The sequence below is a fragment of the Sphingobium sp. DN12 genome, assembly GCF_051058005.1.
In the GTDB taxonomy this organism is placed as follows: Bacteria; Pseudomonadota; Alphaproteobacteria; order Sphingomonadales; family Sphingomonadaceae; genus Sphingobium; species Sphingobium yanoikuyae.
Genome location: NZ_CP173717.1, coordinates 4857149 through 4878630, shown reverse-complemented (window position 1 = coordinate 4878630; position 21482 = coordinate 4857149). Strand labels below are relative to the sequence as shown.

Here is a 21482-nt window from a genome sequence, read left to right as displayed (position 1 = left end):
GACAAAATCATAACGATATTGTCACGAAACTGACGCCGCAGCGTCGCGATAGTCACATTGCAGTGCAACATGCCCAGCCTAGAGCGCCCGCCAATCACATCCGATTGGGGGATATTACCATGCGTCACGCACTCAGCCTGCTGCTCGCTTCGACCGCCTGCATCGCCGCGCCCGCCTTTGCCCAGGACATGGCGCCCGCCGCCGATGCCGCGGCCGACGCGGACAGCGCCGGCATCATCGTCTTTGGCCGGGGCGAGACCCGCCAGGTCCAGGAAATCACCACCCGCGACCTCGTCACCCTGACGCCCGGCACCAATGCGCTCAAAGCCATCGAGAAGCTGCCCAGCGTCAATTTCCAGTCGTCCGATCCGTTCGGCAGCTATGAATGGTCGCAGCGCGTCAGCATCCGCAGCTTCAACCAGAACCAGCTCGGCTTCACCTTCGACGGCATTCCGCTGGGTGACATGAGCTATGGCAATCATAACGGCCTGCACATCACCCGCGCCATCAGCAGCGAGAATATCGGCACCGTCCGCGTGTCGCAAGGTTCGGGTTCGCTCGGCACCCAGTCGACCGGCAATCTGGGCGGCACGATCGAGACCTTCTCGATCGACCCCGCCGATGCGCTGGGCGCGCAGGGCAACCTCACCTATGGCAGCGACGAGACCTGGCGCGCCTTTGCCCGGCTGAACATGGGCAGCGCCGACGGCATTCGTGGTTACGTCTCTTATGCTTACGGCTCGACCGATAAGTGGAAGGGCCAGGGCACGCAGGACCAGCATATGGTCAATGCCAAGGTCGTGATCCCGGTCGGCGACGGCAAGCTGGATGGCTGGCTCAGCTATTCGGACCGCCGCGAACAGGACTATCAGGACATGTCGATGGACATGATCAACCGCCTGGGCTGGAAATGGGACAATACCTCGCCCGACTATGCCAAGGCGGTTCTCTATGCCGACATCGGCAATAATCGCGGCGAAACCGGCGCGCCGGTCAGCAACGCCGCCGCCGGCACCGTCTATCCCGACAATGTGACGTCGGTGTGGGACGCCTATTATGATGCCGCCGGTCTGCGCGAGGACTGGCTGGGCGCGATCGGCTACAGCACGCCGCTGGGCGATCATGCCAATTTCAAGATCAAGGGCTATTACCACAACAACAGCGGCATGGGCCTGTGGGCGACGCCGTCCGTCCCCAGCCCCACCGGCGGCTCGCCGCTGTCGATCCGCACCACCGAATATGACATGGACCGGATCGGCGCGTTCGGCAGCGTCGATGCGACGATCGGCATCCAGACGCTGGAAGCGGGCGCCTGGTACGAGAATAACAAGTTCAACCAGGCCCGCCGCTTCTATGCGTTCAAGAGCCGCACCGAAGCCGGCCTGTCCTTCCGCGACTATCCCAAGAACCCGTTCGCGACCCAGTGGGAGTTCGATTTCACCACCGACACGATCCAATATTATGTCCGCGACAAGATCGACCTCGGCATGCTGACGATCAACCTGGGCTGGAAGGGCTTCAAGGTCACCAACGAGGCCGAGGCGGTCGTGTCGAGCAGCTTCCCCGAGGGCAAGATCAAGGCCGAGGACTGGTTCCAGCCGCATGCCGGCTTCGCCGTCGAGCTGAGCCCCGAGGCGGAAATTTTCGGTGGCTTCACCCAGGTGACCAAGGCCTTTGCCAGCGCCACCACCACCGGCCCCTTCTCCACCAACCAGGCCGGCTTCGACCAGATCCGGGACGACCTGAAGCCGGAAAGCTCGGACACGTACGAACTGGGCCTGCGCTACAATAGTTCGCGCTTCAACGGCACGCTGGGCGCCTATCTGGTCAATTTCCGCAACCGCCTGCTGGCGGTGCAGGTCGGCAGCCCGATCCTGGGTCTTGCCTCCGCGCTGCAGAATGTCGGCAATGTCCGCGCCGTCGGTATCGAAGCGGCGGGTAACCTCACCCTGGGTCAGGGCTTCGGCCTCTATGCCAGCTACAGCTACACCGACGCCACCTATCGCGACGATGTACTCAACAGTTCGGACGGCACGCTGGTCGCGGCGATCAAGGGCAAGACCGTGGTCGACAGCCCCAAGCATATGCTGCGCGGCGAGCTCAATTATGACCAAGGGCCGCTGTTCGGCCGGATCGGCGCCAACTATATGTCGAAGCGCTATTACAGCTACACCAACGATGCTTCGGTCAATGGCCGGGTGATCGTGGACGCCTCGATCGGCTATCGCATCACCGACCAGATCGAAGTGCAGCTCAACGCCAGCAACCTGTTCGACAAGAAATATATCAGCACGATCGGATCGGGCGGCTTTGGCAATAGCGGCGACGCGCAGACGCTGCTGATCGGCGCGCCGCAGCAATTCTTCGTCACCCTCAAGGCGGGTTTCTAAGATGAACAAGGCCGCGCTGCTTGCCTCCGCCCTGCTCGCCGTCACGCCGCTCCCGGCGCTGGCCGAGCCGGTGCTGCTGATCTCGATCGACGGGCTGCGCCCCGGCGACGTGCTGGAGGCGGACAAGCGCGGCCTTGCCTTGCCCAATCTGCGCCGGTTCCTGACCGATGGCGCCCATGCATCGGGCGTCACCGGGGTGCTGCCGACGCTGACCTATCCCAGCCACACCACGCTGATGACCGGCGTGTCGCCGGGCAAGCATGGCATCGTCAGCAACAACAGCTTCGACCCGATGCAGATCAACCAGGGCGGCTGGTACTGGTATGCGCAGGATGTGAAGGTGCCGATGCTGTGGGATGCGGCGGCCAGGGCCGGGCTGTCCACCGGCAATATCCACTGGCCGGTCAGCGTCGCCGCCAGGGGCATAAGCTGGAACCTGCCGCAAATCTGGCGCACCGGCCATGCCGATGACGCGCAACTGCTGGATGCGCTGGCGACGCCGGGACTGAAGGCGGAGCTGGAACGGGCGGTCGGCCAGCCCTATGCCATGGGCATCGACGAGAGCCTGTCCGGCGACCAGAACAGGGGCCGGTTCGCCATCGCCCTGATCACCGCGCACCAGCCTGACTTCCTGACCGTCTACCTCACCGCGCTCGACCATGAGCAGCATGGCAGCGGTCCCGATACGCCGGCCGCCAAGGCGGTGCTGGAAAAGATCGACGCGATCGTCGGCGATCTGGTCGCGGCCGAGCGCAAGGCCCACCCCGACGCGCTGATCGCGCTGGTCAGCGACCATGGGTTCGAGGCGACGCATAGCGGCCTCAACCTGTTCCGCCCCTTCATCGACGCCGGCCTCATCACCCTTGGCGCGGACGGCAAGGTCGCGTCGTGGCAGGCCATGCCCTGGATCGGCGGCGGATCGGCCGCGATCATGCTCGCCCGGCCCGATGACCAGATGCTGGCCGACAAGGTGAAGGCCTTGCTCGACAGGCTGGCCGCCAACCCCGCCAACGGCATCGACCGCATCGTCGGCCGGGCGGAGATGGCGAAGCTCGGCGGCAATCCGCAGGCCAGCTTCACGATCAACCTCAAGCCCGGCTTCGTCACCGACATCTTCCGCGGCGCCAATGCGCCGCTGGTCGCGCCGACACCGGTCAAGGGGATGCACGGCTATTTCCCCGGCCCGGCCAATCTGCGCGCCACCTTCATGGCGATGGGACCGGGGGTGAAGCCGGGCAAGGATCTGGGCCTGATCGACATGCGCGCGATTGCGCCGACCCTGGCCAAGGCGATGGGCGCCAGCCTACCCGACGCGGAGGCGGCGGCGATCGACCTGCGCTGATCCACCCGGCAACGGATCGTTTCCGGCTGCGACGATGGACTTCATTACCCCCGCGACATAATTTTGCGCCCAATCCAACAGGGTCATTTTCGGGGTAGTCCATATGCCGCAGCGTTACAGCCTGGCCGCCATCACCTTGCACTGGGCGATCGCCGCCCTGCTCGCCTTCCAGATTGCCGTCGGCTGGGCGCTGGGCAGTCTGGGCGCGCGCGGCTTTGCGCTGTTCCAGTTGCACAAGTCGATCGGTATCACCGTGCTGCTGCTGACGCTGCTGCGCATTGGCGTGCGCTGGTGGAAGCCGCGCCCGGCCAAGCTGGAAGGCGGCTGGCAGGGGGCGCTGGCATCCGGCGTTCATGTCGGCCTCTATGCCTTCATGCTGGGCGCGCCGCTGACCGGCTGGGCGCTGGTCTCGACCGCCAAGGTCAAGGTGCCGACGCTGTTCTTCGGCGTCATTCCCCTGCCCCATTTGCCGCTGCCAATGGCAAGCCATGGCCTGGCCGAAGGCGGTCATAGCCTGCTCGCCTGGATCGGCATCGCGCTGGTGGCGCTGCATGTCGCGGGCGCGCTGCGCCATCATGTGCTGATGCGCGACGGGCTGATCTGGCGGATGGCGCCGGGTCGCTCGACCGCCTTGCTGATCGGCCTGCCCGCGCTGATCCTCGCCGGCTTCCTGCTGGGACGGGCGATCCTGCCGGGTGCCGCGCCTGAAGCGCCCGCTGCCCCCGCCACCAATGCGGTCGAAGCGGAAGACGTGCCTGCCGAAGACAATGCCGTCGAAGCCGCCGGCAATGCGAGCGACAATGCCGCCACCCCGGCTGCGAACGAAACCGCAGCCGTTGCCGAGGAACCGGCCGGCCCACCGCCCGCATGGGCCGTGCAACCCGGCGGCCGGATCGGCTTTTCGGTCGGCAATAGCGGCGAGACGATCAGCGGCAGCTTCTCCAAATGGACCGCGAAGATCGTGATGGACCCCGACCATCCCGAAAGCGCCGACATCAAGGTGACGATCGACATGGCGTCGGCCAGCGTCGGCGACGCCTATAAGGACGGCATGCTGCCGGACGACGAATTCTTCGGCAGCGCCGCCCACCCGACTGCGACCTTCGTGGCCAAGGGGGCGGAGAAGAGCGGCGCCAACGGCTATCGCGCCCATGGCACGCTGACGCTGAAGGGCGTGGCCAAGCCGCAGGCGATCCGCTTCACCCTGTCGGGCAGCGGCACAAGCCGCAAGGTCAGCGGATCAGCCAGCGTCGCCCGCCTGCCCTTTGGCGTGGGCAATGGCGACAGCAGCACCGGCCTTGATCCCAAAGTGATGGTGACCTTCAACTTTGACGCCAAGGCGCAATAAGGCCATGCGATGCATGGATTAACGTAACGGTTTCTGCCAAGAAGCGGACATGGAACGACAGAGCCGGCATCGCCGAACGCAGATTGAGGATGGGGTGTTCGTCGCCCTGGTGGTGCTGGTTTCCATCGCCTTCGCGCTGGTGGTCGAGCCCTTCTTCGGGGCGATCCTCTGGGGCGTGATCGTCGCCATCCTGTTCATTCCGGTGAACCAGGGGCTGCTCAAGCTGATCCCCGGCCATCGCAATAGCGCCGCGCTGCTGACGCTGTTGCTGATCATCGCGATCGTGATTGTGCCGGCCATCATCCTGTCGATCGCGCTGGTGCAGGAAGCGACCGCGCTCTACGCCCAGATCAATGTGGGGAAGATCAACATTCCCCACATGTTCGCACAGTTCCAGGCGGCGCTGCCGGATTGGGCGTCGATCGGCCTGCGGCGGCTGGGCATATCCAATTTCGCGGCGGTCCAGCGGCTGCTGACCGATGGCCTGACCGCCAGTTTCCGCACCGTCGCGGCCCAGGCATTCCTGATCGGCCAGAGCGCCTTCAGCTTCATCATCGCGCTGACGGTGATGCTCTATCTCACCTTCTTCCTGCTGCGCGACGGACTGGATCTGGCGCGCAAGCTGGACCGGGCCGCGCCGCTGCGGGTGCTGCATCGCCGCGCGCTGATGCGGCAATTCGTCATCGTCATCCGCGCCACGATCAAGGGCAGCATCGTCGTCGCCATATTGCAGGGGCTGATCGGCGGACTGGTGTTCGGCGCACTGGGCATTTCCGGCGCGCTGCTGTGGGGCGTGATGATGGGCTTCTTCTCGCTGCTGCCGGCCGTCGGCACCGGCCTCATCTGGGCGCCGGTGGCAATCTATCTGCTGGCGACCGGCGCGATCTGGAAGGGGCTGATCCTGATCTTCTGCGGCATGTTCGTGATCGGCATGGTCGACAATCTGCTGCGCCCGATCCTGGTCGGCCGCGACACCCGCATCCCCGACTATGTGGTGCTGATCACCACGCTCGGCGGGCTGCAATTGTTCGGTTTCAACGGCATCGTCATCGGACCGGTGATCGCCGCCCTGTTCATCGCCACCTGGCAGATCGTGATCCGCACCCGCTCCAACGAAGCGGGCGCGCCACCGCTCACCTTCTAGACCCTGATCGTCTGAGGTGGAAGCGCTCCGCACTTTCACCGATGGCGTGAATCAGGGTCTAAAGCCGGAGAATCAGCCGGCTTCCAGCGCCGCGCCGGCTTCCATCCAGACTTCCTCGGCCGCTTCCAGCTTCTTCTCCACTGCGGCGCGCTTCACCATCAGTTCGCTGGTGGTCATCTTCGCCTCGGCCCCGGTTGCGCTCTTGGGATCGGACAGCACGGCGTCGATCCGCTTGCGCTCGGCAATCAGCGTGGACATCTCGCGCTCGGCCTTGTTGACGGCATTCTTGAGCGTCTTCTGCTTCTCGCGCCATTCGGCGGCAGCCTTCTTGTCCGCCTTGCGATCGACCTTGGGCGCGTCGCCGCCCGACGGGTTGCCGTCCGCCTTGCGCAGGATGATGTCGGTATAATCATCAAGCGATCCGTCGAACGGCTGGGCGGTGCCATTGTCGACCAGCACCAGCCGGTCAGCGACCAGTTCGATCATGTGGCGATCGTGGCTGACGATGACGACGGCGCCCGAATATTCGTTGAGCGCCTGCACCAGCGCCTCGCGGCTGTCGACGTCCAGATGATTGGTCGGTTCGTCGAGGATCAGCAGGTGCGGCGCGTCACGGGTGATGAGCGCCAGCGCCAGACGCGCGCGCTCGCCGCCCGACATGGAGCCGACCTTCTGCGTCGCGCGCTCGCCGGAAAAGCCGAAGCGACCAAGCTGGGCGCGCACCGCACCGGGCGTCGCGCCCTTCATGACGCGGGTCATATGCTCCAGCGGCGTGTCGGTGACGTCCAGTTCCTCCACCTGATATTGGGTGAAATAACCGACATTCATCTTGGCCGATGTGGTCATCGCGCCTTCCATCGGCGCCAGCTGCGCCGCGATCAGGCGGGCCAGCGTGGTCTTGCCGTTGCCGTTGCGGCCGAGCAGCGCCAGACGATCGTCGGGATCGATGCGCAGATTGACGCGGCGCAGGATCGGCGTGTCGTCATAGCCGACCGAGGCCATGTCCATGGTGATGAGCGGCGGGCGCAGTTCGGCGGGGCTGGGGAAACCGAAATGCAGGCTGGGGTCTTCGATCGCGGCGGCAATGGGCTGCATCTTGGCCAGCGCCTTGGCGCGCGACTGGGCCTGTTTCGCGGTCGAGGCGCGGGCGGAGTTGCGGGCGACATAATCCTGCAATTTCTCGCGCTCGGCCTGCTGCTTGGCGCGTGCCGCCTCCTGCTGGGCCAGGCGCTCGGCGCGCTGGCGCTCGAACGCGTCATAGCCGCCGGGATAGAGGGTCACCTTCCCGCCTTCGAGATGCAGGATATAGTCGACCACATTGTTGAGCAGATCGCGCTCATGGCTGATGATGACCACAGTGCCGCGATAGGCCTTGAGGAAATTCTCCAGCCACAAGGTCGCTTCGAGATCGAGATGGTTCGACGGTTCGTCGAGCAGCAGCAGGTCCGGGTTGGAGAAGAGCAAGGCGGCGAGCGCCACGCGCATCTTCCAGCCGCCCGAATAGCTGTCGAGCGGACGGCCCTGCATTTCCTCGTCGAAACCGAGGCCGACGAGGATGCGGGCGGCGCGCGCGGGCGCGGTATAGGCGTCGATCGTGGTCAGCCGCTCATAGATATGGCCGAGGCGGTCGGGATCTTCGGTATGCTCCGACTCCGCCATCAATTCGGCGCGTTCCTTGTCGGCGGCGAGCACGGTGTCGAATGGGGTGGCGGTGCCCGACGGGGCTTCCTGCGCGATATAGCCAAGGCGGGTGTCGCGCGGCATGTCGCAACTGCCCTCGTCCGGGTCGAGCTGGCCGATCATCACCTTCATCAGGGTCGACTTGCCTGCGCCGTTGCGGCCGATGAGGCCGACGCGGCTGCGCGGCGGCAGCGCGGCGCCGGCGCGGTCGAGGATGGTGCGGCCGCCCAGGCGCACGGTGATACCGTTCAAGTTAAGCATGGCCGCGCCTGTAGCAGAGCTGCGGCGGGGGGTGAAGCGGCTTGGCGCGCTTGCGAAAGCTGCAAAGTATATAGTGTCGCAGAGGACGTATTTGCGCCGCTGCCGGTCCGCAGTGATGACTTCGCAATAGGAGATTTTTGCGAAGTCGCGCGATCGACGCGCAAAAAATGGGGGTGGGCAAGGGCCCACCCCGCAGGTGTCAGAGGCCGTCGACGGCCTTGCTGACGAGGATATTGACCGCGACGCGGCGATTCTGCGCCTTGCCCTCGATCGTGTCGTTGCTGGCCACCGGATCGGCCTCGGCCATGCCGGTGGGGGTCAGCATGCGATAGGGCTTCCAGCCGCAGGCCTGCTGCAGATAATTGACCACGCGCGAGGCACGCTTTTCGCTGAGTTCCTGATTCAGCTCTTCGCCGCCGGTGGAGTCGGTATAGCCCACGACCAGCAGCAGCGCGTTGCTCATGCCATTGGCCGAGGTCGCCGCGGCGCAGAGGTCATTCTTCGCCTGATCCGACAGCACCGCCTTGCCGGTGTCGAAATTGACGTTGGTCGTACCCTTCACATTATACTGGTCGATCTCGCCCATGCGGCCACGCAGCGCCTCGGTCGCGGCGGTCTGTTCGTCGAACCGCTGGGCCGTGCCGTTGTTGATCATCGACGCGGTCTTGAGATCCTTGTTCTGCAGGGCGATCTTGCTGGCAAGCAGCCCTTCGCCGGCCTGCAGGGTCTTCACCGTCACCGGCAGACCGTTCAGCAGCGATGTCGCGGCCAGATGGTCGCGGCCAAGGCCGAACAGCCCCTTGCTGGCGCTGATCTTGGTATCGTCATTGATGGTGATGACGCTCTTGCTGCCGTCGGCGGCGGTCACCTGCATCCGGTCGCCGCTGCGCGCGGAGATGATGCCCTTGATCTCGGGCCCCTCCGTCAGTTCGGCGGCCGGCATGGCGACGCTGGCCGACACATCGGCCGGCGGCGCGTCCTGGGCCTGGTCCTGCGCCACGACGGCGGCCGGAGCGGCCCCGGCCAGCAGGGCAAGCATCACAAGATATTTTTGGTTTTTGGACATGATAGGCATCACGCTGCTCCTTCACTTCTCGATCGGTCGGGCCTGCAGCATTGCAGCTTGTCGTCCGACGGCGGCCGCCTGGTGGCGTTTCCAGCCGTCAGAACCCCCTTCTTCTGACCTTCATAAATTTTGACGTCTTGGCGCCGTGGGATGCGCCAGACACATTGCCTGTTCGTGTCCGGCTTTCTGCTGCATGAACAGCCCGTGTTCCGGCCGTGTTGCGCAGGCCAGATGAGTGGATGATGCGACGAAACGAAGGCAAAGACCGAAAGTGTTAACGCGATCCACTTGAGTCAGAACAGCTATAGATTTCCATCACACTTCGCGATGAAGACCCCTCTTGTTGTGAAACAAAAATCAGCGTCCGCGTGGAACAAATTCCGAATTTCTATTTTTGCGCTTTCATGCCATTGACTTGAAACATTATTTGACGATCCGGTCTGCGTGGGCGTGCGGAAGCAGGCCGATGGACGCCTCGACCGGCCGCAGCCGCAACGCGCATCACCCGCCGGTCGACGGCACCAACTGTGGCATTATCGTCACAGACGGAAATATTCGCATATTTTGCGCAAAATAGCATTGCGACGCATTCGCATTATTGTTGCGATCGCCTCGCAATACCGCTTAGGACGACGCCCAATTTCCTACCAGAAAACAGGGGTCTTCATGCTGTCCAAATATCACTGGCTTGCCGGCGTCGCACTATGCGTCGTCGCCCTTCCCGCCGCCGCCCAGACCAATGCCGCACCGGCCGATGAGAATCGCGACGACCAGATCGTCGTCACCGGCACCTATACGCTGCCCGACAAGATCGACACCGCGACGGGCCTGGGCCTGACGGTGCAGGAAACGCCGCAGTCGGTCAGCATCATGACCGCGCAGCGCATCCTCGACCAGAATCTGATCAGCGTGAAGGACGTCATCACCAATGCGGTGGGCGTATCCGCCAACGAAGTCGACGACGTGCGCAACAGCTTCTACGCGCGCGGCTTCGAGATCCGCAACACCCAGGTCGATGGCGTGCCCGCCGCCTGGACGCTGGCCGGCGGCAATGGCGAGACCAGCATCGACGTGTCCATCTATGAACGGATCGAGGTCGTGCGCGGCGCGACCGGCCTGCTGTCGGGCGCGGGCGATCCGTCCGCGTCGGTCAACCTGGTGCGCAAGCATGCCGACGCCACCGACCTGACCGGCTATGCCAATGCCAGCTTCGGCAGCTGGAACACCTGGCGCCTGTCGGCCGACATTGGCGGCGCGCTGACCGCCGATGGCCGCATCCGCGCCCGGCTGGTCGGCCGCTATGAAAAGGGCGACTATTTCATCGACATCCAGGACCGCAAGAAGTGGGTCCTCTATGGCGTGGTCGAGGCCGACGTCACCGATAGCACGCTGGTCCGCGTCGGCATGAGCCACCAGGACAGCAAGCCCAAGGGCGCGACCTGGGGCGCGCTGCCCACCTTCTACACCGACGGCACGCTGACCGACCTGCCCCGGTCGCAGACCACGGCGGCGGACTGGACCTACTGGAACACCACCAACCAGAATATCTATGCCACGGTGCGTCAGGAATTTGGCGATCGCTGGAACCTGACCGCCAATTACAACCGGCTCAAGACCACCGGCGATACGCAGCTCCTGTATCTCTATGGCGGCGTCGACAAGGCGACCGGCACGATGGACGGCACCAACCCCTACAAGTCCAAGGGCGAAAGCATCCAGAACAGCATCGACGCCCAGCTGAAGGGCCAGGTGGCGCTGTTCGGCCGCGATCATGAGGTCGTGCTGGGCGCGCTGCACAGCGTGCTGAAGCGGCACACCGACAATTATGTGGCGCCCTCGCCCTGGCTGACGGACGTGCCGGTGATCGGCCAGGAAGGCGTGCCCTATCCCGAGCCGGTCTGGGGCACCGACGCGGTGCGCAACGAACAGGAACGGATCGAGCAGACCGGCTATTATGGCGCGTTCCGCCTGAACGTCGCCGATCCGTTCAAGGTCATCCTGGGCGGCCGCATCGCCAGCTGGAACCAGCGCGGCTTCGCCTGGAGCGGGCCGAGCGACTATGGCGACGACAATGTGTTCATCCCCTATGTCGGCGCATTGTACGACATCACGTCGAACCATCGCGTCTATGCCAGCTATACCAAGATCTTCCAGCCGCAGAACCGCTATGACCGCGAACAGCGCCTGCTCGATCCGCTGAACGGCGCCGCCTATGAAATCGGCCTCAAGAGCAGCTTCTTTGGCGACGCTTTGCAGACCTCGATCGCGCTGTTCCGCATCGAGCAGGATAATGTCGGCGAGATGGATGGCCCGGAAATCATCCTGAACGGCCAGACCTTCCAGCCCTATCGCGCGGTCGAGGGCGTGACGAGCAAGGGCTTCGAACTGGAAACCACCGGCCAGCCGCTGCCGGGCTGGAACGTCAATGCCAGCTACAGCCAGTTCAAGATCGAGGATCCGGACGGCAACGACGTGAACACCGCGCAACCGCGCAAGCTGCTCAAGATCTTCACCACCTATGACCTGCCCGGCGTGCTGACCGGCCTGACCGTCGGTGGCGGCATCAATTATCGCAGCAAGGCCTATTCGGACGGCACCATCCCCGGCACCACGCCGGCCGTGCCCTTCCGCTTCCAGCAGGACGGCTATACGCTGGTCAGCCTGATGGCGCGCTATGCCGTGACCGAGCAGCTGCAGCTCCAGGCCAATGTCGAAAATCTGTTCGACAAGAAATATTACAGCCAGGCCGGTTCGTTCAGCCAATATCGCTACGGCGCCCCGCGCAATTTCACGATCAGCGCGAACTACAAGTTCTGATGCTGGAAGGGCGCCGCGGGAGACCGCGGCGCCCTTTTTGTTTGGGGGTGGATTGACGGCTTATGCGAAATCAGATGGGCGATAAGGACGCTTGCGCCCTATGAGGGCCGCATTTGTATGCGGCAACCGAAGTTCAAATCGCTTCAACTCGCGAGCGGCATCAACGTCTCCAAGCTTAGCAGCACGCGCCAGCCAATACCGATACCCGTGAAGATCACGTCCATTGAATGCGTTCATAGCAAGATGCTGCGCGGCGGTTAGGTGACCACGGCGAAATGCTCGATAGGCAAGACCAGCTTGGCTAAATGAATTGGCAAGGCTACCGGGCTTGTCGAATGTGCTGCCAAGTTCCGTCATCGCTAATGGATCGCGCTGAAAGGAAAGGTGCCAGATTATAGGCATAGCATAGCCAGTTTTGTGATTGTCGCGGATACCCCAATATCGATCCCAGAGACGATCATTTTTGCTCATAGCTCATCAATGCCATTCACATCGAACGTCCGCAATCAGGAACAGTTCCCGAGTGTGGACGGCACAAAATGGTCGCTAGCCGTCAAAATCCGGCATCGTCATTGCGAGCGTAGCGAAGCAATCCATGTCGTGCCGGTGGATTGCTTCGCTACGCTCGCAATGACGAGAGGTGATCGCTTCCAGCCAATCTGATACGAAAACCCGGCGACGCCGTGCGCCGCCGGGTTGCTCATTTTCAGAAGCGGTCCGCGTTCATGACCTTGGTCCAGGCGGCGGCGAAGTCGGTGACGAACTTCTCCTTCGCGTCATCCTCGGCATAGACTTCGGCCACGGCGCGCAGTTCGGAATTGGAGCCGAAGATCAGGTCGACCGGGGTCGCCGTCCACTTCGCCGCGCCGCTGGCCCGGTCCTTGCCGTCATAGAGGCCCGGCGTCGCCGACTTGCTCCACACCGTGTCCATCGTCAGCAGGTTGACGAAGAAGTCGTTGCTGAGCGTGCCCGGACGGGTGGTCAGCACGCCATTCTTCGATCCGCCGCTATTGGCGCCGAGCGCCCGCATGCCGCCGACCAGCACGGTCATTTCCGGCACGGTGAGGTCGAGGGCATCAGCCTTGTCCACCAGCGCGTCGGCCGGGCTGACCTCCGCCTTGGGGCCATACCAGTTGCGGAAGCCGTCCGCCTTGGGCTCCAGATAGGCGAAGGAGGCGACATCAGTCTGTGCCTGCGCGGCGTCGACCCGGCCCGGCGTGAAGGGCACGGTGATGCTGTAGCCGCCCTGCCTGGCCGCCTGCTCGACCGCGGCGTTGCCGCCAAGCACGATGAGGTCGGCCATCGACACCTGATTGCCGGACTTCGCGAAATCCTTCTGGATCGCGGTCAGCTTCGTCAGCACCTTGTTCAGCTCGGCCGGGTCGTTGACCGCCCAGCCGCGCTGCGGGTCGAGCCGCAGGCGGGCGCCATTGGCGCCGCCGCGCATGTCGGTGCTGCGGAAGGTCGCGGCCGAGGCCCAGGCAGTGCGCACCAGTTCCGGCCCGGTCAGGCCCGACGCCAGCACGGCCGCCTTCAGCTTGGCCTGATCGGCGGCGCTGACGGGGGCGAAGCTCGCCTTGGGCAGCGGATCCTGCCAGCTATAGGTTTCGGACGGAATGTCCTTGCCGAGATAGCGGGCCTGCGGGCCAAGATCGCGATGGGTCAGCTTGAACCAGGCGCGGGCGAAGGCCTTGCTGAACAGCTCGGGATCCTTCTGCCAGCTTTCCAGCACCTTGCGGAAACCGGGATCTTCTTTGAGCGCGATGTCGGTGGTGAACATGATCGGCGCGTGCCGCTTGTCCTTTACATGCGCGTCGGGAACCATCTGCGCGGTGGCGGGATCGGTCGGGATCCACTGGGTCGCGCCGGCCGGGCTCTTGGTCTTGACCCAGTCGAAGTTCAGCAGATTGTCGATATATTGGGTGGTGAACTGGGTCGGCGTGGCCGACCAGGCGCCCTCCAGGCCCGAGGTCAGCGTATCCTCGGCATTGCCCTTGCCGCACTTGTTCTTCCAGCCCAAGCCCTGATCCTCGATGCCGGCGGCGGCGGGTTCCGCGCCCAGGCATTCCTCGGGCTTCTTGGCGCCATGCGCCTTGCCAAAGGTGTGGCCGCCCGCGATCAGCGCCAGCGTTTCCTCGTCATCCATCGCCATATTGCCGAAGGCGCGGCGGATGTCGGCTGCGGCGCCCTTGGGATCATGATTGGCGCCGGGGCCTTCGGGGTTCACATAGATGAGGCCCATGGTGGTCGCGGCAAGCGAGCGCTTGAGCGAACCGTCGGGATTGGAGCGCTCGGTGCCCATCATCTTGGTTTCCGGGCCCCAATAGACGACGTCGGGCTGCCAGGCGTCGATGCGGCCGCCGGCAAAGCCCACGGTCTTGAAGCCCATATCCTCCAGCGCGACATTGCCGCTGAGGACCATCAGGTCGCCCCAGCTGAGCTTACGGCCATATTTCTGCTTGATCGGCCAGACCAGGCGGCGGGCCTTGTCGAGGCTGACATTGTCGGGCCAGCTGTTGAGCGGATCGAAGCGCTGTTCGCCGCCGTCCGATCCGCCACGGCCGTCACCGACGCGATAGGTGCCGGCGCTGTGCCAGGCCATGCGGATGAAGAAGGGGCCATAATGGCCATAGTCGGCCGGCCACCAGGGCTGCGACGTGGTCAGCACCTTGCGGATGTCGGCCTTGACCGCTTCGAGGTCGAGGCTGTTGAATTCCTTCACATAGTCATAATCAGCGCCATAGGGATTGGCGCGGGTCGCCTCATGCTGGCGCAGCGCGGTGAGGTCCAGGCGGTTGGGCCACCAGTCCTTGTTGGTCATGCCGCCGGGCTTTTCGGTGACGGCGGGCGCGGCAGCGGCGGGCTTGGTCTCGGCGGCGAGCGCCGGGCTGGCGAGCAGCGCGCACGCCAAAGCGAATGTGGAAATGCGGGTCGTGGACATGTTTCTCTCCCCTGTCCTGTTCTGCCTGTTCAAGGCGGAAAAAGGGGTAGTCCCGTGCGGCGGCGGATCGAAACGAATCGATTCCGTCACAGTGATCGGATTTTCCTATGAGAGAGGGTGGATCGGAGGGATCAGCCTTTCGCTGGCGGAGAGGTGGGCGCCGCCGCATAGAGGGTGAACTGGCCGTGCAGGCCGCCGGTCGAGGACTGGCCGACCCACAGGTCGAACAGGCCCGGTTCGGCGAGGCGGCGGTTGCCGGCGCCGACAAATTCGAGATCGGTGCGCGACAGGGTGAAGCGGACCTGGGTGGAATCGCCCGGCGACAGGGTCACGCGCTGGATGCGCTTCAATTCGCGGATCGGACGGGTGCGGCTGGCGACGCGGTCGCGGATATAGAGCTGCACCACCTCACTGCCCTTGCGCTTGCCCTTGTTGGTGAGGCGCGCGGTGATCTCGACCGCGCCGTCCCAGCGCAGCGCGGTGTCGGAGAGCTTGAGGTCGCTGAGGGCAAAATCGGTGTAGCTGAGGCCATGGCCGAAGGGGAAACGGGCGCTGTTGTCGGTGGTGGCGTAGCGCGCCTTATATTCGGTGCTGCCATTGTCCACGGTCGGTCGGCCGGTCGACTTGCGATCGTAGAAGAAAGGCTCCTGCCCGCTTTCCCAGGGGAAGCTGACCGGCAGCTTGGCCGAGGGATCGACCTTGCCGAACATAATGTCGGCCAGCGCATGGCCGGTTTCCGACCCCAGGAACCAGGTCGCGAGCAGGGCCTGCGCATTGGCAACGCCGTCATGCAAGGCGAGCGCGCGGCCATGGCGCAGCAGCACGACGACCGGCTTGCCGGTGGCGGCGATCGCATCGGCCAGCGCCTGTTGCGAGGAGGGCAGCTCGATCATCGTGCGCGATTGCGCCTCGCCCGACATCGCCTGGGATTCGCCGACCGCCAGGATCACCACATCCGCCGCCCTCGCCGCCGCGACGGCACGGGCAATCCCGTCCTTGATCGGGCCGTTGACCGCGCAGCCCAGTTCGACCGTCAGCTTCGCGGGATCGGGCATCGCCGCGCGCAGGCCGGTGGCGATGTCGACGCCCTTGTCGGGATCGCCGTAAAAGGCCCAGGGGCCGTAGAGATTGGCCTTGTCCTCGCCGAACGGACCGATCAGCGCGATCTTCTGCCCGGCAGCGGGATCGAGCGGCAGCACGCCGTCATTCTTGAGCAGCACGACCGATCGGGCCGCCGCCTCACGCGCCAAGGCATGATGGGCGGGCGTGCCGATGCGCGCCTTTTCAACCGCTTCGTCGAGCGAGCGATAAGGATTGTCGAACAGCCCCATCGCGGTCTTCACATAGAGGATGCGGCGCACGGCGACATCGACCGTCGCCATCGGCACCGCGCCGCTCTTCACCAGATCGGGGATGTGGCGGATATAGAGGCCGCTCTGCATCGACATGTCGACCCCGGCCAGCACCGCGAGACGGGCGGCATCGCGCTCATCCTCGGCAAAGCCATGGGCGACCAGTTCCTCGTCGGCGGTGTAATCGGAGAAGACGAAGCCGCGAAACTGCATCTCGCCGCGCAAGATGTCGGTCAGCAATTCGCGGTCGGCGGTGGCGGGCACGCCGTTAATCTCGTTGAAGGCGGCCATGGTGGTGAGCGCGCCAGCGGCAAAGGCCTTGCCGAAGGGCGGCAGATGGGTTTCGCGCAGCGTCTCGTCACTGATGTCGACGCTGCCATATTCCAGGCCCGCCGCGACCGCGCCATAGGCGGCGAAATGCTTGGGACAGGCGAGCAGCGAATCATCGCGGCGCAGATCGCGCCCCTGAAAGCCGCGAATGCGCGCCGCCGACAGCAAGCCGGTCAGATAGACATCCTCGCCTGCGCCCTCGACCACCCGGCCCCAGCGCTGGTCGCGCGCGACATCGACCATCGGCGCGAAGGTGAGGTGCAGGCCCGCCGCCGTCGCCTCCACCGCCATGACTCGCGCGGTCTTTTCCACCAGCAAGGGATCGAAGCAGGAGGCTTCGCCCAGCGGAACGGGAAAGATGGTCTTGAGCCCATGAATCACGTCGCCTGCCAGCAGCAGCGGGATGCCCAGGCGGCTGTTCTTGACCGCCATTTCCTGCGCGCGGCGCCCGCCGGCAACGCCGATGCCATTGAACAGGCAACCAACCCGGCCCTTGCGAATCTCGTCCGCCAGGCGCTTCTCGTCCTGGATGCCGGCCGCCGGGTTGGGTGGGTTGAAGGGGCGGAAGCTGTCGGCCAGGCAGGTCATCTGCCCGGCCTTTTCCTCCAGCGTCATCTTCGCGATGAGGTCATCGACGCGGGCGACGTCGGCCTGCGCCAGCGCGCGGCGGGGGATGCCAAGGGCGAGGACACCGCCCAGGGTGCGGATCAGGAGGTCGCGGCGATCAAGAGTCATGCGGGAGAGAGCGTAACCGGGGAAGAATGAACGGGGCTTGTCCGAAGACAAACGGACTTCCGCCGTTTTTGTTGCGCTGCGGCAATAAGCCTGCGGCGCGACGCCCCGATCCCGCGATCAGGCCATGCGCCGAATCATGTCGCGCGAATCAGCGGCGACGATCAGGGTCGGATATCAGGCCTGCGCCGACAATTTGGTGCCGACCACGCCGATCACGATCATCGCCATGAAGCCGATCTGGGCCATGTTGACTCGATCGCCATAGAGAATCATGCCGCCGATGATGACGCCCACGGCGCCCAGGCCCGTCCAGATCGCATAGGCGGTGCCCGCCGGCAGATCCTTCATCGCCAGCGCCAGCAGCCCCATGTTGAGGAAGCTCAGGGCAATGGGCACGACGGAAGCCTGCCAGCTGCCGACGGTGGCGGCCCATTTCAGGCTCAATGCCCAGATGATTTCGGTGAATACGGCAATGCCGAGAATGACCCAGGCCAAGCGGCGTTCCTCTTGCGGTAACGGGCTCGGCTGGAGCGGCGCGCGGACCGGAAACCCGAAAGAGGCGGCGCGCCGATGAGGGCAGTGGTGGACAGGGCTGGATTCGAACCAGCGTACGGAAACCCGGGCAGATTTACAGTCTGCTGCCTTTAACCACTCGGCCACCTGTCCAGTGCCCTACGCGGTGGAAATTTGCTGTCCCGCCGCGCTGGAGGCGGCTCAATGGCGAATGGAGGCTTGCCTGTCAATGGGGTGATGTGAAAAGAGCGAAAACATGAAAAGAGGACATCGTACCGGCAAGCCGAAAGGCGCCTTCCCCCGCTTCTACGGACGCCATGCCATCACGGCTGCGCTCGCCAATCCGAACCGCGTCGTGCGCAAGATATGGGGCACGCGCGAAGCGATCGGCGCGCTCGACCTGCCGCCTGTGCTGCCGATCGTCTATTCCGACGTCGCCGACATGGGCCGGATGGTGCCGTCGGATGCGCCGCATCAGGGCATTGTCGCCGAAGTCGAGCCGCTGGACGATGTCTGGCTGGGCGACGTGCTGGAACAGGGACGGGACGACCAGCGCCCGATCCTGGTGCTCGACCAGGTGACCGACCCGCATAATGTCGGCGCGATCCTGCGTTCGGCCGCCGCCTTCGACGCGCTGTGCATCGTCACCCAGGACCGGCATGCGCCGCCCGAATCGGGCGTGCTGGCCCGCGCCGCGTCGGGCGCGCTGGAAACCGTGCCCTGGGTTCGCGTCGTGAATCTGGCCCGTGCGCTCGAAGAGATTGCCGAAGCCGGTTACTGGCGCATCGGCCTGGATGGCGATTGCGACACCGTGCTGGCCGACGCGATCGGCGAATCGCGCGTCGCGCTGGTGCTGGGCGCCGAGGGCGAAGGGCTGCGCCACAACACCATGGCGCATTGCGACATTATCGCTAAGCTGCCGATCAGCCCGCGCATGGAGAGCCTGAACGTCTCCAATGCGGCAGCGATCGCCCTGTACGCCGCCACCAGCCGGTAAGCGGCCGCCGGGCACCATCTTGCGACGATGTGGGCGGGGCGCCCTGCCCCGCTCGCATCGTCGCGCAGACGAACGGGGGTTCGCCATGGTCCTATTGTCCCGCGCGGCGGGCGCACTGGCGGCGCTGCTGATGCTGCCCGGATGCCTGGTGACCCCCGGCAGCTTCACCTCCACCCTCGACATCCGCGCCGACCGCAGCTTCGCCTTTGCCTATAAGGGCGAGATATTGGCGTCGGACATGGACAAGGCGCTGGGCGGCCTGAACAGCGATGCGGAGGAGGATCCGCTGGAAGGCGTCGCCCCGCCCGAGGGCGAGGAGGCCGTGCTGCAGAAGGTGGCGCAGAGCCAGAGCAAGACACCCGCCCCGCCCGCCGAACCCCAGTTCGACAAGACCAGCGGCGACGATGCGCAGATGCAGGCGATGGCGAGCGCGCTCACCAAGGAGAAGGGCTTCCGGTCGGTCCAGTATCTGGGCGATCACAAATTCGCGATCGACTATGCGATCAGCGGAAGGCTGGACCATGCCTTCCTCTTCCCCTTCAACATCGACGCGCAGATCGTCCTGCCCTTCGTCGCGGTGGAAATGCGCGGGGCGGACCGGGTGCGGGTGAAGGCGCCCGGCTTTTCCAACGGTTTCGACAAGAGCCAGGGGCCGGCCGGCATGGGTGGCGGATCGGGCGACGCGGCGGCCAAGGCGCTGAACGGCACGTTCACGCTGACCACCGATGCAGAGATCGTCAGCCAGAATCAGGAAGAGGGCGCAACCACCGTGCCGGAGGGCAAGCGCATCCTATGGACCATCACGCCGCTGACCGGCGATGCGCCGGCCGCGACGTTGCGGGTCAGGCCCTGAAGTAAGGGATCAATCTTCCGGCGCGATCGTGACGCGCAGGCCGTCGAGCGCATCGCTCAGCACGACCTGACAGGACAGGCGGCTCGTCTCGTTGCGATGATCGCTGCTGTCGAGCAGGTCATTCTCGTCCTCGCTCATCGCCGGCAGGGCGTCGGCAAAGGCCGGGTCGACATAGACATGGCAGGTCGCGCAGGAGCAGCAGCCGCCGCACAGCGCAAGCAGCTCGTCAAAGCCATGGTCGCGAATGACTTCCATCACCGAGAGACCCTTGTCCCCCTCAACAGTCTGTTCGGCACCATCACGGTTGACCACGATCAGCTTCGGCATCTACCCATTCCTTTTGGACTTATCCCCGCCGCTCTGACCGACAGCGGCGGCGAAATCAAGGGCTGGACGGGCGGACATGGTAAGCACGGCGGAAGAATTGCGCGTCAGCCTGGACTTCATCGCTGCGGCGGAGCCGGCATTCGGCGCGGCGATCGCCAGCGTCGGCTATCCGGTGCCGCGCGTGCGCGAGCCGGGCTATGAGACACTGCTACGCACCATCGTCGGCCAGCAGGTCAGCGTTGCCTCCGCTGCAGCGGTCTGGCGCAAGCTGGAGGCGGAGCTGGGCGTGGGCTGCACACCCGAAGCGCTGCTGGCGCGCGATTTCGATGCGTTGCGCGCCTGTGGCCTGTCGCGCCAGAAACAGGGCTATGCCCGCAGCCTGGCCGAACTGGTCGTGGACGGCACATTGGACCTCCACGCCCTGCCCGCCGACGATGAAGTCGCGATCGCGCAACTGGTGCAGATCAAGGGGATCGGCCGCTGGTCGGCGGAAATCTATCTGCTGTTCGCCGAAGGCCGCCCCGACATCTGGCCGGCGGGCGACCTGGCGGTGCAGATCGCGGTCGGGCGGATATTGGGCCTGGGCGAGCGACCGAGCGAGAAATTGACCCGTGATCTCGCCGAAGCATGGCGGCCGCATCGCGGCGCTGCCGCGATCATGGCCTGGCACCATTATAATAGCGGGCAGGACATGCTGCAGAGCTGAGACGCGGCGGGGCACGGCCCCCGCCCGCCTGCCCGCGCTTCAGCCCAGCAGCGCGATGTTGAAGACGATGCCCAGCACCGCCGCCAGCGCCAGCGCCAGCAGACACAGCGCAATCACCAGCGTCACCGAGATCGGGAAGCGGCTGTCGGAGTGAATCAGCCCATCCTCCGTCATGATCTTGCGCCGATCTCGCAATTCGGTCGCGAACTGGACATGGCGCACGATCCCGCCGGCCAGCAGCACGATGCCGAACACCAGCAGCGCCACGCCGAAATTGCGCGGCGCGTTGACATTCTGGATGCTGCCCGCGTCCTGCATCTTCTGGAATGCCTGGTTGATGGTGAAGCCGAAGCCGATCAGCGACAGCGCCGTACGCATTTCCGACATCAAAGTCCGGTCCGCGCTCATGCGGGTGCGCTGGAACGACATGCCGGTCCGGCGCATCGACATTTCGGTGCGATGCCCGGACAGGTCGGTGCGATATTCGGACAGGTCGGTGCGATGTTCCGACAGGCCCGTGCGATGGCGCGACAGGCCGGTGCGAAAATGCGAATAGGCGGTCGATGCCCCTTCGGCATCGCTCATGTCGACCGACGGAATGGGCGGCACGGGCTCGCCCACATTGCGGGTCGGGCGGATGGGCACGCCCCTGGGTTCCTGCGATTCGGCCATATGCCTCC

The 21482-nt window shown here is 64.8% G+C and carries 16 protein-coding genes and 1 tRNA gene; 8 read left to right on the top strand and 9 right to left on the bottom strand.

Annotated features, from left to right (window positions below; all coding sequences use genetic code 11):
• The first annotated feature begins 119 nt into the window (after window positions 1–119).
• The 4 genes from ACI6S0_RS23220 (at window position 120) to ACI6S0_RS23205 (ending at window position 6224) form a co-directional block, all read left to right on the top strand.
• Window positions 120–2390 (top strand): TonB-dependent receptor, encoded by a 2271-nt coding sequence (locus ACI6S0_RS23220; protein WP_434404503.1) that lies wholly within the window; start codon window positions 120–122, stop codon window positions 2388–2390.
• Between the two features lies 1 nt (window position 2391).
• Complete coding sequence (locus ACI6S0_RS23215) at window positions 2392–3732, top strand: alkaline phosphatase family protein (RefSeq protein WP_434404502.1); 1341 nt, start codon at window positions 2392–2394, stop codon at window positions 3730–3732.
• Between the two features lie 103 nt (window positions 3733–3835).
• A complete protein-coding gene (locus ACI6S0_RS23210) occupies window positions 3836–5080 on the top strand; it encodes a YceI family protein (protein WP_434404501.1) in 1245 nt (414 codons plus the stop codon).
• Between the two features lie 49 nt (window positions 5081–5129).
• Window positions 5130–6224: an AI-2E family transporter gene (locus ACI6S0_RS23205; RefSeq protein WP_037515942.1), complete on the top strand. Its 1095-nt coding sequence runs from the start codon at window positions 5130–5132 to the stop codon at window positions 6222–6224.
• 72 nt (window positions 6225–6296) lie between these two features.
• On the opposite strand, the gene ACI6S0_RS23200 is transcribed toward ACI6S0_RS23205, so the two are convergent.
• Window positions 6297–8165, bottom strand: coding sequence for an ABC-F family ATP-binding cassette domain-containing protein (locus tag ACI6S0_RS23200; RefSeq protein ID WP_434404500.1), 1869 nt, complete (start codon window positions 8163–8165; stop codon window positions 6297–6299).
• 199 nt (window positions 8166–8364) lie between these two features.
• A complete protein-coding gene (locus tag ACI6S0_RS23195; protein WP_026109112.1) occupies window positions 8365–9240 on the bottom strand; it encodes an OmpA family protein in 876 nt (291 codons plus the stop codon).
• 657 nt (window positions 9241–9897) lie between these two features.
• Here ACI6S0_RS23195 and ACI6S0_RS23190 point away from each other — a divergent pair.
• The gene (locus ACI6S0_RS23190; RefSeq protein ID WP_434404498.1) at window positions 9898–12048 is read left to right on the top strand and encodes a TonB-dependent siderophore receptor; all 2151 of its coding nucleotides are present in this window, start codon (window positions 9898–9900) and stop codon (window positions 12046–12048) included.
• 60 nt (window positions 12049–12108) lie between these two features.
• On the opposite strand, the gene ACI6S0_RS23185 is transcribed toward ACI6S0_RS23190, so the two are convergent.
• The 5 genes from ACI6S0_RS23185 to ACI6S0_RS23165 form a co-directional block, all read right to left on the bottom strand.
• Entirely contained in the window at window positions 12109–12519 is a 411-nt protein-coding gene (locus ACI6S0_RS23185) for a hypothetical protein (RefSeq protein ID WP_434404497.1), read from the bottom strand.
• Window positions 12520–12754: 235 nt separating this feature from the next.
• The gene (katG, locus tag ACI6S0_RS23180) at window positions 12755–14989 is read right to left on the bottom strand and encodes a catalase/peroxidase HPI (protein ID WP_434404496.1); all 2235 of its coding nucleotides are present in this window, start codon (window positions 14987–14989) and stop codon (window positions 12755–12757) included.
• A 131-nt stretch (window positions 14990–15120) separates the two neighbouring features.
• Window positions 15121–17406, bottom strand: coding sequence for a beta-glucosidase BglX (bglX, locus tag ACI6S0_RS23175; protein ID WP_434404495.1), 2286 nt, complete (start codon window positions 17404–17406; stop codon window positions 15121–15123).
• A 174-nt stretch (window positions 17407–17580) separates the two neighbouring features.
• Window positions 17581–17901, bottom strand: coding sequence for a DMT family transporter (locus tag ACI6S0_RS23170; RefSeq protein WP_097385455.1), 321 nt, complete (start codon window positions 17899–17901; stop codon window positions 17581–17583).
• An 85-nt stretch (window positions 17902–17986) separates the two neighbouring features.
• Window positions 17987–18072: transfer RNA gene (locus ACI6S0_RS23165), tRNA-Tyr, on the bottom strand.
• Between the two features lie 103 nt (window positions 18073–18175).
• Here ACI6S0_RS23165 and rlmB point away from each other — a divergent pair.
• Together rlmB and ACI6S0_RS23155 are read left to right on the top strand one after the other, a co-directional pair.
• Entirely contained in the window at window positions 18176–18916 is a 741-nt protein-coding gene (rlmB, locus tag ACI6S0_RS23160) for a 23S rRNA (guanosine(2251)-2'-O)-methyltransferase RlmB (protein ID WP_004210274.1), read from the top strand.
• A gap of 85 nt (window positions 18917–19001) precedes the next feature.
• Entirely contained in the window at window positions 19002–19769 is a 768-nt protein-coding gene (locus ACI6S0_RS23155; protein ID WP_434404494.1) for a hypothetical protein, read from the top strand.
• Between the two features lie 9 nt (window positions 19770–19778).
• On the opposite strand, the gene ACI6S0_RS23150 is transcribed toward ACI6S0_RS23155, so the two are convergent.
• Window positions 19779–20096 carry a 2Fe-2S iron-sulfur cluster-binding protein gene (locus tag ACI6S0_RS23150; protein ID WP_004210272.1) on the bottom strand — a complete coding sequence of 106 codons (318 nt, stop codon included), beginning with the start codon at window positions 20094–20096 and terminating at the stop codon, window positions 19779–19781.
• Window positions 20097–20172: 76 nt separating this feature from the next.
• Here ACI6S0_RS23150 and ACI6S0_RS23145 point away from each other — a divergent pair, with 76 nt between their 5' ends.
• Window positions 20173–20802 carry a DNA-3-methyladenine glycosylase family protein gene (locus tag ACI6S0_RS23145; RefSeq protein ID WP_004210270.1) on the top strand — a complete coding sequence of 210 codons (630 nt, stop codon included), beginning with the start codon at window positions 20173–20175 and terminating at the stop codon, window positions 20800–20802.
• A gap of 39 nt (window positions 20803–20841) precedes the next feature.
• Here the strand turns inward: ACI6S0_RS23145 and ACI6S0_RS23140 are convergent, their stop codons facing one another.
• Window positions 20842–21474, bottom strand: a complete 633-nt coding sequence (locus tag ACI6S0_RS23140) for a YidH family protein (protein ID WP_017499384.1) — start codon at window positions 21472–21474, stop codon at window positions 20842–20844.
• Window positions 21475–21482 lie beyond the last annotated feature (8 nt).